The sequence below is a fragment of the Rhizobium sp. B21/90 genome (genome assembly GCF_019355815.1).
GTDB classification, from domain to species: Bacteria; Pseudomonadota; Alphaproteobacteria; order Rhizobiales; family Rhizobiaceae; genus Rhizobium; species Rhizobium rhododendri.
The window spans coordinates 1-13,472 of record NZ_CP072165.1 but is presented as its reverse complement, the minus strand read 5'-3'; the positions used below and the strand labels follow the sequence as shown (position 1 = coordinate 13,472).

Genomic DNA, 13,472 nt, shown 5'->3' with positions numbered 1-13,472 from the left:
GAAGTTCTTCTCGGTCCACGACTGCGCCAAAATAGAAGCTATTGCTTCCATCTTCTCCTCCCAGAGACGTCAGGCATCGCTGCAAAGACGTTAAGACAAACGATGACAATGTCAACAGATAGGCGATATGTATCGCCTATCGTGATATATAAAAATCAGGCCTGAAGCCGAATCATGCGGTAGGAAAGCGGCGCAATCGACGCGCTGAGCGTTCCGTCCGAGACGCTCGCGCCGGCCGCCTTGCGCGGGACGACGTTGTCCGGCTTGCCGGCGGTGTTGGTGATTGCGAGATCGGGGTGGGCAATCTCCTGGTCGTCGATCACCGCCAGGGTGCCGAATTCCAGAAGGGCGATGCCCAGATCCAGCGCTTCCTGCTGATGCCGGTTGACGATGAAGAAAGTGATCGTCCGGGACGTATCGTCATGGACGGCCGAGATGTCGAGATAGGGGATGTCGCCAAGGCCATCGGCTGCATAGGTCGGGCTGTCGACGATCAGCTTCAGCGCGGTGCCGCGGCCATAGACCGATGCGAAATAGTAGGGGTAGTAGATGGTCTGTCGCCAGGCCGGCCCGCCCGGTACCGTCATGATCGGGGCAATGACGTTCACCAGCTGCGCAAGGCAGGCGATCTTCACGACATCGGCGCGGTTGATGAAGGTGTTGAGGATGCAGCCGACCTGCAGGACATCCTCGAAATTGTAGTCGTCTTCCAGAAGCGCCGGCGCATGGGGCCAACCGCTGGCGCCTTCGAGGATCGCCTTGTCGCGCTCCTTTGAGTGGTACCAGACGTTCCACTCGTCGAAGGAAATATAGACATCCTTGGTCGAGCGCTTCTTCGCCTTGATGAACTCGATGACGCCGGCGACCGTGCCGATGTAATTGTCGAGTTCGACGCTTTTGGCGAGGAAATTCGCAGTGTTTTTGGCGCGATTCTCGAAATACATATGCAGCGAGATATAATCCACCTCGTCGTATGTATGATCCAGCACCGTTGCTTCCCACTGGGGGTAGGTCGGCATGTGGGCGTTGGACGAGCCGCATACGACCAGTTCCAGCGAACTGTCGAAGGCCCGCATGGCTTTCGCGGTCTCGTGCGCCAACCGTCCATATTCGTCCGCCGATTTGTGTCCGATCTGCCAGGGGCCATCCATCTCGTTGCCGAGGCACCAGAGCTTGACGTCGAAAGGTTCGGCGCGGCCGTTGTCGCGTCGCTTGTCGCTCCATTCGCTGCCGCCGGGATGGTTGACGTATTCGAGGAAATTGCGCGCCTCGTCGAGGCCGCGCGAGCCGAGATTGACGGCGAGCATCATTTCGGTGTTGGCGGATTTGCACCAGTCAGCGAATTCGTGAATGCCGACCTGGTTGCTCTCTGATGTGTGCCATGCAAGGTCGAGCCGCGTCGGACGGCTCTCGCGCGGACCGATGCCGTCTTCCCAGTTATAGGCCGAGACGAAGTTGCCGCCGGGATAGCGCACGACCGGAACGTTCAGCTCCTTGACGAGATCGATGACGTCCTGGCGCATGCCGTTGGCATCTGCGGTCGGATTGTCCGGTTCGTAGATGCCGGTATAGACGGCGCGGCCGAGGTGCTCGATAAACGAGCCGTAGAGGCGCGGATCGATTTCGGAAATCGTGAATCGGCTGTGCGCGGTGACCGCAACTTTCATGGCATCCTCCACTATATCTTATTTCGTGATTTATATCACGATTTAGGGATAATAAAGCGGATGCCCCTGGCGGGGTCAAGTGGAATTTTATGAAGCTTTTGGCTCGCGGCGGGTCTTCAGTCGCAGCAGGATATCCTGGTCGTAATTTCCGAACCCTCGTCCGAAGATGTTGATCCCGCCTGGATGCTTGGCATCGTCCCGCACCCCTATACGCAGGCGGATGGAGTGGTGCTCCTCGAGTTTCAGGTCTGCCAGCGAAATGTTGGAGATGCGCAATCCGTCGACAAAGGCGCCGTCGTCCGTGATGCGGAAATTCTTGAGCTTTCCGTATTGCGATCCCTTCAGCTTCCACCAATCAGGGGTGAAGACGCCGCGTTTGTCGCCGAAATCGCCGGGCGACGTCCAGGTGCCGACATCGACGCCGTTGACCGAGAGAGTGATATCCGAAGGCCAGTCGGCGCTGGTGCCGGGCACTTCCGAGCTCAGTTCCATGACGAATTCTATTTCGCGGACGCTGGTATTGGTCAGCCGCGCATTGTTCGGGAACTGGTATTCGACATGGCCGCGAGTGAACCAGATGAGCGCTGTTTTCATCCGGTCGGGGTCGAGAAAGGTGCTGGGAACATCGAGCAAGCCGATGATACCATCGACCGAACAGAGGCCGCAGGGAGCTGTCACCTCGAAGCTGGTGTAGAGACCAAGCGGCATGGAAACTTCCACGGCGTCCGCTTCGGTTTCCTTGATGTCGTTCTTGAAGACAACGAGAACTTCGTCGTAGACGCTGTAACAGACCTTCTGGTTGCCTTTTCGAGCCTTGTGCGTCTCGGTGCGGATGAGGCCGGCCTCTTCGAGCATCTGGACATTCGTCGATACGCTGGATTGCGGCAGCGACAGGATATCGGCGATCTCGTTGACATTGAGAGGCCCCTTTTCGTGCAGCAATTTGAGGATGGAAACCCGCGCAGGCGAGGCGAGGCCCTTCAGCACGGACATGTCTTCCACGGGGTCGACGACAAGGAAATTGCGGCTCATGAAAGTCCGATCAGCCTTCAGGAAATGGATGATCTTCTATATCGAGAATTTTGATTTATTCAATCGTGCATCAAACGGCACGTTCAACTGACGGGGGTCGGCTTGGTGTCGGACCTGGTGCGGCGGCAGCGCTCCGAGCAGAACTTGACATCGCTCCAGCTGGCAGCCCATTTCTTGCGCCAGGTGAAGGGCAGGCCGCATGATGCGCAGATTTTCGTCGGCAGGTCCGCCTTCTTTTTCATTTTCGGCATGGTGCGGGTCTCGTCATGGAGAGGCGGGGCTTCATTAGACTTTCTCGCCGGTATCGAGTTTCTGGAGAAACGCTGCAGCGCTGGCCCTGTATGCTTGTCGCTTGCCATCCTCCATGCGGTTCCAGGATGCGTAGACCTGCGCCAGACGATGATTTTTCGACAGGACGGATTTGTTGCGATCGAGGAAGTCCCAGTAGAGCGCGTTCAGCGGACAGGCATCGTCGCCGACCTTCTTCGATACGTCGTATCGGCAATCTTTGCAGTAATCGGACATCCGGTCGATATAGGCGCCGCTGGCGGCATAGGGTTTGGACGCCATGAAGCCACCATCGGCAAACTGGCTCATGCCGATCACGTTTGGAAGCTCCACCCATTCGAAGGCGTCCGCATAGACAGACAGATACCATTCGTGGACGGCGTGGGGATCGAGGGCAGCCAGCATAGAGAAATTCCCGACCACCATCAGGCGGTGGATATGGTGCGCATAGGCATGGGTCATCGTTTGCGTGATGACAGTCGAAAGGCAGGTCATCTCGGTGTCGCCGGTCCAGAAAAACGCCGGAAGCGGCCGGCTGGCTTCGAAGACATTGCTGTTTTCATATCCTGGCATCTTCAGCCAGTAGATGCCTCTTATATATTCCCGCCAGCCGATGATCTGGCGGATGAAGCCTTCCACCGCATTCAGCGGCGCCGATCCTTCGAGATAGGCCCGCTCTGCTGCGCGGCAGACAGCCAGCGGGTCGAGCAGGCCGATGTTGATATAGAACGATAGCAGTGCGTGGTTGAGAAACGGCTCGTCTCTCAGCATCGCATCCTGGGTTTCGCCGAAGTTCGGTAGAAAATCACGTATGAAAGCCTCGGATGCGGTCTCTGCATCGGCGCGGGTGACGGCAAATCCGAAGTTCTTCGTCGAGCCCATGTTCCCGGCAAATGTCCGCTCGACGAGATCGAGGACCTCGGTGGTGATCGCGTCAGGTTGGAAAACCGGGTGCTTCGGGCGAAACATATCCGGTTTTGCCGGCTTTCGATTTTCGGCATCGAAGTTCCATTTGCCGCCCTCGGGTTCCGCGCCTCGCATCAGCAGGCCGGTTTTCCGGCGCATGTCGCGATAGAAATATTCCATCGTCAGTGAGCGTCTTCCCGCTGCCCATTCCCGGAACATGTCTACGGAGCACAGAAAACGGGTGTCTGTCCTGATTTCGAGAGGGACTTCGAGGGTCGATTTCCAACCCTCTTGCGACTCCAAGACCCGCCATTCGGAACCCTCGGTGACGACGACGCCCCGAGGCGACACGGCGGCGACGGCGCGGGCGAGTTCACCGGTAAACGAGCCGGCATTCTCCGGGTCGTCCAGTCGCGTATATCGCAGTTCGAACCCCTTGTGGCGAAGTTCCTCGGCGAAATGCCGCATGGCCGAGAAGATCAGCGCGATCTTCAACTTGTGATGCGGCACATAGCTCGCTTCTTCGATGACCTCGCACATCAGGACCACATCCTGCTCAGGATCGGCGTTCTCAAGGCTGGAGAGGGAGGCGGACAATTGATCGCCGAGAACGAAGATGAGATGACGGACGGGCTTCATCGAAGGGCTTTCAGGTGAGGGACATCGTCTGGTGCAATCCCTTACGCTGTCGGGGCGTCAGCGGATCTTTTGAAAGCTGCGCTCTCCGCGGCAATGTTAGAGGTTGACGCGTTGAATTCCGGCGGACACGCCATATGTCCACTCCGGGACAGATCGGACGGGTGTTGCCCTGATGCCGATCGGAACGAGGAGACTCTCTTGAACAAGCTGGATGGAACCGTGTGCCTGGTGACAGGTGCGGGCCGAGGCATAGGCCGCGAAATCGCCCGTCATCTCGCCAAAGCCGGTGCCGCGGTCGCAGTTGTGGCACGGACTGGCAGCGAGATTGCCGAAACGGAATCGCTGATCCGCGAGGACGGCGGGACGGCGTTCGCACTGCCAGTCGACCTCGTCGATCGGCATGCGGTAGCGCGCGCGACTGCGCTCATCGCCGAAAAGCTCGGCCCGGTCGACCTGCTGGTCAACAATCACGGCTCCTTCCGTGCGTTCGGACCGATCTGGGAATGCAATCCCGATGTCTGGTGGCAAGACGTCGAAATCAATCTGCGTGGCAGCTTTCATACGTCGCGGGCGCTCGCACCCGCGATGCTTGAGCGCGGCAAGGGCCGCATCGTCAACCTTGTCGGCGGCGGAACCGGCAACAGCTTTCCGAACGGCTCCGGCTACGCATCCAGCAAGGCAGCGATTATGCGCTTTACCGAATGTCTCAACGATACCACCAGGGAAGGCGGTGTTCTCGCTTTCGCGGTGGATCCGGGACTGGTGCGGACGACTATGACGGAAATGCAGCTCCTGTCGGAGGAAGGGAAAAAGCACCTTCCCGCAATCCAGCAGCTGTTTGCCGATGGCGTAGACGTGCCTCCGTCGCGTGCCGCCGGCCTCATCGTCGATATCGCCAGCGGTCGCTTCGATGCGCTGTCGGGGCGTTTGCTGCGCGGCGCCGACGATCGCGATCTGCTGGAAAAAGAGATGAACAAAGTGGTCGCCACCGGCGGCAGGGCTTTGCGTTTCACCAGCCTGTTTCCCGAGTAGATGCGATTTCGCACGCGGGACCCTGCGGTTACTTTCTCCGGGCTCGGGTGACTCTCTTCTGGATTGCGGATGAGTATCGCTACTCGTGGATGCAATCATGGCGAGGTTGCCAATGAAGAGTGTTTTTGACAATTTGGACTTTTAACTGCGCATAGAGCTATACCGCATTGCATTGCCAGCAGCCAGATTCCGGAGTTTCCATGACCACGACAGCAGAAGCCTTGAAACCTCTTCTTTGGGAACCCAAAAACCTGGTACGCGCGATTCAGGCGGCCGGCGTCACATTATGGTCGTGGAATGTGGACACGGATGCCTTGGCTATGGACGATCATGCCTATGACTTGTGGGGAATTCCGCGCGGCCAGGATATCAATTTCGAAGACCTTTCTGCCCACATCCACCCGGCTGACCGTGATCGCGTCCGGGCTGCCTTCACGGCGACGAGGGCTCTCATCGGCGCCTACGAGATCGATTTCCGCGTTATAATCGGCGAAGAGCTCAAATGGATTTCGGCGCGCGGCCAAGGTGACGATGCTGGAATGGTCAAGCGGATCATGTTCGGTATTTTTATCGATGTCACCGGACGCAAGCAGGCGGAAGAAGGCCGTGAACTGCTGGCTGGCGAGATGAGCCATCGCGTCAAGAATCTTCTGGCGATCGCTGCAGGGTTAACGGCTATCACTTCCCGCTCGACCGAGACCACCAACGATATGGCGCGAGAGCTGACGCTGCGCTTGACGGCTCTCGGTCGTGCCCACGATCTGGTGCGGCCCGTACCCGGCCAGACGAAGGAAGCGTCGGCGCTTCTCGGCGACCTGCTTACCGTTCTGCTTGCGCCCTACGACGATCTCGGCGCATTCAGCGGGCGTATCCGCGTTTCCGTACCGCGCATGAGCGTCGGGGAATCGGCAACGACAATCCTGGCGCTGATCGTCCATGAACTGGCAACCAATTCCCTGAAGTACGGTGCGCTGTCGGTGGATACCGGAATACTCGATGTGTCCTGCTCGGCGCATGATGAAGCCGTGACGATCGTTTGGACAGAGCGGGGGGGACCCAAGGTCCGCGCACCCACCGGCGTCGGAGGCTACGGCAGCAAGCTCGTCGAGCGAAGCGTTACCGGCCAGCTTCAAGGTTCCATCAAGTACGAATGGTTCGAGGGCGGCGTTGTGGTCACCCTTGTGGTCAATCCGTTGCGGCTTGCGAAGTAGCGCGGATAGCTCGGTTCCGGCTTATGACGCTGGCGTCATCCCGGAGAGCACCAATTTTGCCCATCTAACGGCAGCGTCGTCATCCGGAAGTTGCGTTGTATCGACATCGTAGACCGGGCCGACTGCGGAGGGGCCGGCCCGCTTGGCGAGCTCGATCAGTTCCGGGATATAGGAAGCCCCGGGATGGCCGGGAAGGCGCTTCTCCAGCCGGGCAGCATATCGCTCTGCGAGGATCTCTCCCGGCGCATGACACCAGATTTCGGCAATGTCGGTGGCGCCGGACATTTCTATATGCTCCCTGAGGAGCTCGAGCGGCTGAAACCCAAACCACGCATCGACAATGAAGGTCGAACCGTCGGGCGCATCGCGGATAACCGACCATATCGCCTTGTAGCTTGCCTTGCCGAGCGTCCGGTTGAACAGCCGGTCGACGTCTTCGATGTATTCGAGAAATGGGTTCTTGACAGTATCGAGGGCAAGGATCGGCCATCCCGTTGCCTCGGACACCGCATGCGACAGACGGCTCTTGCCCGATGCGGGTATGCCATTGACCATGAGCACACGTTTGCCGCTGGCCTGGCGCGAAGGCCAGCCTTGCCGCTGCCTGGCGAGTTCGTGGGCTGCGAGCCCTGCGCCAACTATGCCCGCATCGTCACCGAGTGCTGCGGCTCTGACCGGCGTGCAGTTCCAGCCTGACACGGCCGGAAGAAACGCCAGCGCCTCGACTGCCGCCTGTCCCATGCCTCCGCCGAGCAGCAGCATGGCCGGATCGAAGGCTGCCGATAGTGTTCCGAGCGCCGCGCGAAGCGGTCCCGCCCAGTTCCTGATGACGCCGAGGGCGCGGTCGTCTCCGTCCCGTGCTTGGCTGAGGATATCCTCGAACCGCGTTCCGGCCGGATATCCGGCTTCGTCGAGGTGGCGCCCAAGCGCGGTTCCCGAAGATTCGGTTTCGACGCATCCCACCTGTCCGCAGATGCATTGCCGGCCGCCGTGGTTGACGACGATATGGCCAAGCTGCCCGGCACTTTGCTTGCCGTTGACGATGCGCCCGTTTTCCATTGCCGCACCGCCGATTCCGGTGCCGATCGTCAGCATCACGGCGCTGCGGGCGCCGCGTGATGCGCCGACGCCGGTCTCGCCGAGCAGCGCCATGCTGCAGTCATTGGCAATGGCCACCGGCTTGCCGAACGCGCTTTCGATCAGCGTCCTGAAATCGCAGCTGGACAAATCGAGATAACCGCCGGACAGCACGGCCCCCGCATGGGCATCGACGCGCCCGGGAACGCCGATGCCGATGGCCACGACCTGTGGACCATCGATTTCGCGGATGAGGCCTGAGATGATGTCGATGGCCGTTTCCCGGTCGCGGCTCCCGGGAACGACCTTCTTGCTCAGGATCTCTCCGGTCGCGGAGATCAGTGCAGCGCGAATATTCGTACCGCCGATATCGACGCCGATTGCACATTGCTGCGTTTTCATGTCTGCGACCGGACCTTATGCTGCCTTGCTGGTGCGCGTATTGTAATAGCGCGCAATGATCGCCTGGATATCCTTCAATCTCGAGACCGCGATCGTCGAAAGCTTCTTTTCCGAGATTTCCCGGTCTATCGAAATGCAGTCCTTCCAAAGCGAACGGCCTGCAATGACGCCCGAAGCGCCGTTCTTCATGGCTGCTTCGACCTGGACGAGAAAGGTCTCGTGATCGACACCGGCCGACAGCACAGCCCATGGAACGTTGCCGGCAAGCTTGGTGATGTTGGCGCAGGCTTCTTCCGAGCCAGGGTAAGGGATCTTCAGAACCTTGGAACCCAATTCCAGGCATGCGCGCGAGCCCTCGAAGATCAGAGCCGGCACTTTCGCTTCGTATTCCGCAGGGCTTTCACCTTCGAGCCGGTAGGTCAGGAACTCGACGACGAGCAGCAGATCCTCGCGACCGAAATCCTCGATGAAGTGCTTCAATGTTGCAAGGTTCTGCGTGTTGGCCTCCGGAACATCCATGCGCAGATAGACCATGATCTTGCCGCCGGTGCCGCCGAGTTGGCGAACGCGCCGGGCATCGATGCCTTCCACCATCTTGGAAATGCGGTAGCCTTCCGGCGATGTGTCCCATCCGGATGCGTCGAGGCCGATCAGAAGCCCGGTATCGCGCGGAAGAATGCCGCGATCAACGAGATGCGGTACGGCGCAGATCGGATCGACCAGCACGCAGCCGGCGTGGGCGGCGAGGTGGCGGGTGATATCGGCCTTGGTATCGCCGAGCATGTCGTTGCCGATCTTTGCCTGCTCCTCGGGCGTGGAGGCGAGAAGCGACCGCATTCCGCCGCGCTGGTCGCACGCGATCACCATCATCGCGCCGTTGGCCCCGCAGATTTGCTGATACGCGCGCTGTTCCGCTGTCGTCATGGCTGTCATCACATCTACTCCCTGTCCGCTGAATTATGGGCGGTTGCTGATCAATTGCTCGACGGAGCCTCTGAAAACGGTCACAATTCTGCGATGCGCCACCGGGTGCGGTTGGCGATGGGATAGCCTTGATTTTTAGGCATTTCGGCAGGATTGCGGTTTAGCCGCTTTTCAGCGATAACTCCTCCAAGTCTCGTTCATGTAACACGTTTCAGAAAGGAATTGCAAGAGTGCCTCCGCAGCCTTCGCAAGAAACTCCGGCATCGCGCGCCATGCTGCACATGGTTGCAAAGCTGCACTATGAGGCAGACATGTCGCAGGTTGACATTGCCAAGAAGGTGGGTGTCTCGACGGCAACAGTGTCCCGCCTGCTGCAGAAGGCCCGTGCAGTCGGGATTGTCAGGATCGAAGTTCTGGACCTCGCCTCACCGGACGAGATCAGGCTCGAACTGATCGAGGCGCTCAAGCTGAAGCGCGCTGCGGTGATCGATACGCCGGCCTCGGGTGTTCTGGGGTCTCTCGCTGCCCCCTTGGGAAACCTGCTGAAAGAAGAGGGCCTCGGAACCGGCTCGGTGCTCGGCATAGGCTGGGGGAGGGCCATTCGCGAAGTGCTGATGGTTGGCCTGCCCCGTATTCCCGGTATGCTGGTGGTGCCCTTGAACGGCGGGATGCAGCAGGCGGCGCAGCACTTCCAGATCAATGAGTTTGTCCGCCTGGCTGCCGAACATGTCGGCGGCACGCCCCGCTTCCTGCACGCGCCGTATCTCTCTTCGACGGATTTGCGCGAGGCATTTCTCAGCGACCCCTTCGTGCGCGAGACCACTGGTCTCTGGGACCGCATGGATTGCTGCATCGTCGGAATAGGACTTCCCCACGCCATAAATCCGCCCGAAGCGAGTGCCGCCACGCTGAACGAGCAGGCGCTGAGTGCCGTCGGCGATGTCATCCGCCACTATGTCGACATCGATGGCCGGATGCTGACCTGGGTAGGCGAGGAGCGGATGATTGCAGCTTCGCCCGAGCAATTGCGTCGTACCGGATTGGCGATCGGCGTCGTTGCCACCGTCGAGAAGGCGGCCGGCGTCATCGGCGCAGTGCGGGCGGGCATGATCAATGCCCTCGTTACGGACACCGCCACCGCGCAGGCCATCCTGGACATTCTGCGCGCGGAAGCGACAAGCTGAGCATTTCGGAAAGTCCATTTGCATTCATTCAAAAATAAGGAAATTCGTTTCAGGAAGAAATTTCACTTGACGAGAGGTGCATCTCGGCATGAGGATCGTGTTGGCCGGTTTCCAGGAGGGGACGCCGTCTAGCATAGAACACTAGCTCATAATGGAGGAGACTATGAAGCGTCGTTCATTCTTCAAGGTTGCCGCTGCTGCGGCAATTGTAACATCCACAGCCCTGACCGCAGGTCACGCCGGCGCTGCGGACAAGAAATATACAATCGCACTCGTACCCGGCCTGACCACAGACGCTTTCTATATCACTATGCGCAAGGGTGCCGAGGCTGCTGCCAAGGCTGTTGGCGCTCAACTGGTGTTCCAGGGTGCCCCCGATTTCAATCCGGTCACGCAGGTGCCGGTGCTGGACGCGGTCATTGCCAAGAAGCCTGATGCCATCCTGATCGCCCCGACCGACAAGGACCAGCTGGTCCAGCCGCTGAAAAAGGCGAGCGACGCCGGTATTCCGGTCATCACCGTCGATACGTTCATCGGCACGGGCGTGTATCAGACCGGCGCCGGCAATGCCGATTTCCCGCTCTCTTACATCGCATCCGACAATGTGCTCGGCGGTGAAATCGCTGCCCGCGCGCTGGCAACTGCCGTTGGCGACAAGGGCAAGGTCTATGTCTCCAACGTCAAGCCGGGCGTCTCGACGACCGACCAGCGCGAGCAGGGCTTCAAGAAGGAAATGGCCGCCAACCATCCGAACATTCAAGTGCTCGACACGCAGTTCAACGACAACGATGCCAACAAGGCGGCGTCCCAGGTTCAGGCAGTCTTTGCCCGTAACCCGGATCTCGTCGGTGTGTTCGGCGCCAACCTGTTTTCGGCTCTCGGATCGGCCACAGGCGTCAAGCAGGCTGGCAAGACGGGCGCGGTCAAGGTTGTCGCCTTCGACGCACCGACCAGCATGGTCGACAATCTCAAGTCCGGCCTGGTCGATGTTGCCATCGCCCAGCATCCGGCCGAGATCGGCTATTTTGGTGTCATGGCCGCCTATGCGCACCTGACCGGCAATTCCATCCCGACCGCAATCGGCACGGGCTTTACCATCATCAACAAGGCCAATGTGTCCGACCCAAAGGTCGCGAAGTACATCTACTCTGACTAATCCAAAGGGCGCCCGCGGTCGGTCTCTATCCTCCGCGGGCGGTTTCCAGCGTCAATTTGTAACGCATGCAGCCTTAGGCCGCAGGCCCTGCTCCTGGATGAAAAAATGACAAGCACTGTCGAAACCCCGCCGAAGGCGGACCTGCATGTCGCGCCTCAGGCGGACCATGCCGACCAGACCAAAAGCCTGATCACGCGGATCGCCCAATTGCGTGCCTGGTTGTTTCTCGCCGCGCTGATCCTCGTGTTCGAGATCTGGTCACGCCTTTCGTTCGGCGGAACATTCGTGTTCTCGCCTTTCAATTGGCAGTCGATCGCGATCTTTGCCGTTGCGCCGCTGCTTCTTGCCATCGGCCAGACCTTCGTCATTATTTCGGGCGGCATCGATTTGTCGATGGGCTTTATCATGGGGCTTGCCGCCGTGGTGGCTGCCCACATGACCAATATAGCCGGCCTTTACATGCCGCTGCCGGCTGCCATGATCTTCGGCATTCTCGTCGCCATCCTGGTCGCCACCATTCCGGGCGTCGTCAACGGGCTGCTGATATCGCGGCTGAAGGTTCCGCCCTTCATCGGCACGCTCGGTATGTTCGGCGTCGCACGCGGCGCGGCTTTCCTGCTCGCCGGTGGAACGACGGTGCCTGTCAACAACGACTATTTCGCCATCCTGGGCAACGGCCGCATCTTCGGCATTCCCTACCTGGTCATCGTCACGGCGGTGTTTGTGCTGCTCATGCATTACCTGCTCAGCCAGACCCGCTTCGGCCAGCATAACTACGCGATCGGCGCCAACGCACAGGCTGCCCGTCGCGCCGGGATCGATATCAAGCGCCATCTGATGCGGCTCTACATGCTGTCGGCGGCCTGCGCCGGCCTTGGCGGTGCGCTCTATGCCGCGCGCTTCACGGCAGGTGCTGCCCAGGCGGGCGAACCGCTGTTGCTCGATTGCGTTGCGGCCGTGGTCATCGGCGGCGCCAGCCTCTTTGGCGGATCCGGATCGATCCTCGGAACCGTTGCCGGCGCGCTGGTCATCGCAGTCATCCAGTACGGTCTCGTCTTCCTCAATGTCGAACCCTTCTGGCAGTTCATCGCCGTTGGCGTCGTCATCATCATTTCGGTTCTCATTGACCAGGCCCAGCGCCGGTTCACCGGAGCAAAGCAAGATGAATAGCCAGACCCCCCTGCTCGAAGTCCGCAACCTGTCCCGCAGCTTCGGCGCGGTCAAAGCGCTGGAAAACTGCTCGCTGGTCGTCCATCCTGGCGAAGTGGTAGCGCTGGCTGGAGACAATGGCGCCGGCAAGACGACAATGATCAAGACGATTTCCGGCGTCTATCCGCCGACCTCCGGCGATATCCTCATCGAGGGCAAGCCTGTGTCGTTTTCCTCGCCGCAGGACGCGCGGGAAAAAGGCATCGAGACGATATATCAGGACCTGGCGCTTGCTGATAACCTGACCATAGGTGCCAATATCTTCCTTGGCCGCGAGCCGATGAAAAAGGTCTTCGGCTTCCTGCCAGTCATCGATCGCCAAGCTATGGCCGAGGCTGCCCGCAAGACGATGGCGACACTGGATTTCCACGTAAAGCGGCTCGATGCTCCGGTCAGCAACTTTTCCGGCGGCCAGCGCCAGGCGGTGGCAATCGGCCGTGCCGTCTACTGGAATGCGCGGATCCTGATCATGGACGAGCCGACGGCAGCACTCGGCGTGCCCGAGCAGCGCAAGGTCGTGGCGCTCATCAAATCCCTGAAAGCGCAAGGGCGAGGCGTGGTTTTCATTTCCCATAACCTGCAGGATATTTTTGCCGTCTCCGACCGGATCGTCGTCCTGCGTCGCGGCATCGTTGCCGGCGAAAGAAAGATTGCCGAAACCACTCATGACGAGATCGTCAAGCTGATGATCGGCGGATAGCTGCAGGTCTCCTGGTTTCTCCGAACGGCGATGCAGGTCGCCGTT

12 protein-coding genes are annotated in these 13,472 nt (G+C 59.7%); 6 read left to right on the top strand and 6 right to left on the bottom strand.

Annotation, left to right across the window (positions count from 1 at the left end; translation table 11 throughout):
• Positions 1 to 155 precede the first annotated feature (155 nt).
• From J5278_RS28085 to J5278_RS28070, 4 genes are all read right to left on the bottom strand, one after another.
• Complete coding sequence (locus tag J5278_RS28085) at positions 156 to 1,667, bottom strand: alpha-N-arabinofuranosidase (RefSeq protein WP_209185618.1); 1,512 nt, start codon at positions 1,665 to 1,667, stop codon at positions 156 to 158.
• An 87-nt stretch (positions 1,668 to 1,754) separates the two neighbouring features.
• On the bottom strand, positions 1,755 to 2,699 hold the full coding sequence (locus tag J5278_RS28080; RefSeq protein WP_209185617.1) for a transcriptional regulator: 945 nt from the start codon (positions 2,697 to 2,699) through the stop codon (positions 1,755 to 1,757).
• An 83-nt stretch (positions 2,700 to 2,782) separates the two neighbouring features.
• Positions 2,783 to 2,950, bottom strand: a complete 168-nt coding sequence (locus J5278_RS28075; protein ID WP_142824979.1) for a DUF2256 domain-containing protein — start codon at positions 2,948 to 2,950, stop codon at positions 2,783 to 2,785.
• Between the two features lie 34 nt (positions 2,951 to 2,984).
• Positions 2,985 to 4,532, bottom strand: a complete 1,548-nt coding sequence (locus J5278_RS28070; RefSeq protein ID WP_209188063.1) for a cryptochrome/photolyase family protein — start codon at positions 4,530 to 4,532, stop codon at positions 2,985 to 2,987.
• Between the two features lie 198 nt (positions 4,533 to 4,730).
• Between J5278_RS28070 and J5278_RS28065 the strand changes: the two genes are divergently transcribed.
• Together J5278_RS28065 and J5278_RS28060 are read left to right on the top strand one after the other, a co-directional pair.
• Positions 4,731 to 5,564 carry an SDR family NAD(P)-dependent oxidoreductase gene (locus tag J5278_RS28065; protein WP_209185615.1) on the top strand — a complete coding sequence of 278 codons (834 nt, stop codon included), beginning with the start codon at positions 4,731 to 4,733 and terminating at the stop codon, positions 5,562 to 5,564.
• A 200-nt stretch (positions 5,565 to 5,764) separates the two neighbouring features.
• Complete coding sequence (locus J5278_RS28060; RefSeq protein ID WP_142824982.1) at positions 5,765 to 6,775, top strand: sensor histidine kinase; 1,011 nt, start codon at positions 5,765 to 5,767, stop codon at positions 6,773 to 6,775.
• Positions 6,776 to 6,796: 21 nt separating this feature from the next.
• On the opposite strand, the gene J5278_RS28055 is transcribed toward J5278_RS28060, so the two are convergent.
• Positions 6,797 to 8,254 (bottom strand): ROK family protein, encoded by a 1,458-nt coding sequence (locus J5278_RS28055; RefSeq protein WP_209185614.1) that lies wholly within the window; start codon positions 8,252 to 8,254, stop codon positions 6,797 to 6,799.
• A 15-nt stretch (positions 8,255 to 8,269) separates the two neighbouring features.
• The gene (locus tag J5278_RS28050; RefSeq protein WP_142824984.1) at positions 8,270 to 9,187 is read right to left on the bottom strand and encodes a tagatose-bisphosphate aldolase; all 918 of its coding nucleotides are present in this window, start codon (positions 9,185 to 9,187) and stop codon (positions 8,270 to 8,272) included.
• Between the two features lie 263 nt (positions 9,188 to 9,450).
• Here J5278_RS28050 and J5278_RS28045 point away from each other — a divergent pair, with 263 nt between their 5' ends.
• The 4 genes from J5278_RS28045 to J5278_RS28030 all read left to right on the top strand — a co-directional run bounded on the left by J5278_RS28045 (position 9,451) and on the right by J5278_RS28030 (position 13,427).
• The gene (locus J5278_RS28045) at positions 9,451 to 10,362 is read left to right on the top strand and encodes a sugar-binding transcriptional regulator (RefSeq protein WP_209185718.1); all 912 of its coding nucleotides are present in this window, start codon (positions 9,451 to 9,453) and stop codon (positions 10,360 to 10,362) included.
• A gap of 163 nt (positions 10,363 to 10,525) precedes the next feature.
• Entirely contained in the window at positions 10,526 to 11,518 is a 993-nt protein-coding gene (locus J5278_RS28040; protein ID WP_142824985.1) for an ABC transporter substrate-binding protein, read from the top strand.
• A gap of 105 nt (positions 11,519 to 11,623) precedes the next feature.
• Positions 11,624 to 12,688 (top strand): ribose ABC transporter, encoded by a 1,065-nt coding sequence (locus tag J5278_RS28035; RefSeq protein ID WP_142824986.1) that lies wholly within the window; start codon positions 11,624 to 11,626, stop codon positions 12,686 to 12,688.
• Positions 12,681 to 13,427 carry an ATP-binding cassette domain-containing protein gene (locus tag J5278_RS28030; protein WP_111221205.1) on the top strand — a complete coding sequence of 249 codons (747 nt, stop codon included), beginning with the start codon at positions 12,681 to 12,683 and terminating at the stop codon, positions 13,425 to 13,427. The genes J5278_RS28035 and J5278_RS28030 overlap by 8 nt, the downstream gene beginning before the upstream one ends.
• Positions 13,428 to 13,472 lie beyond the last annotated feature (45 nt).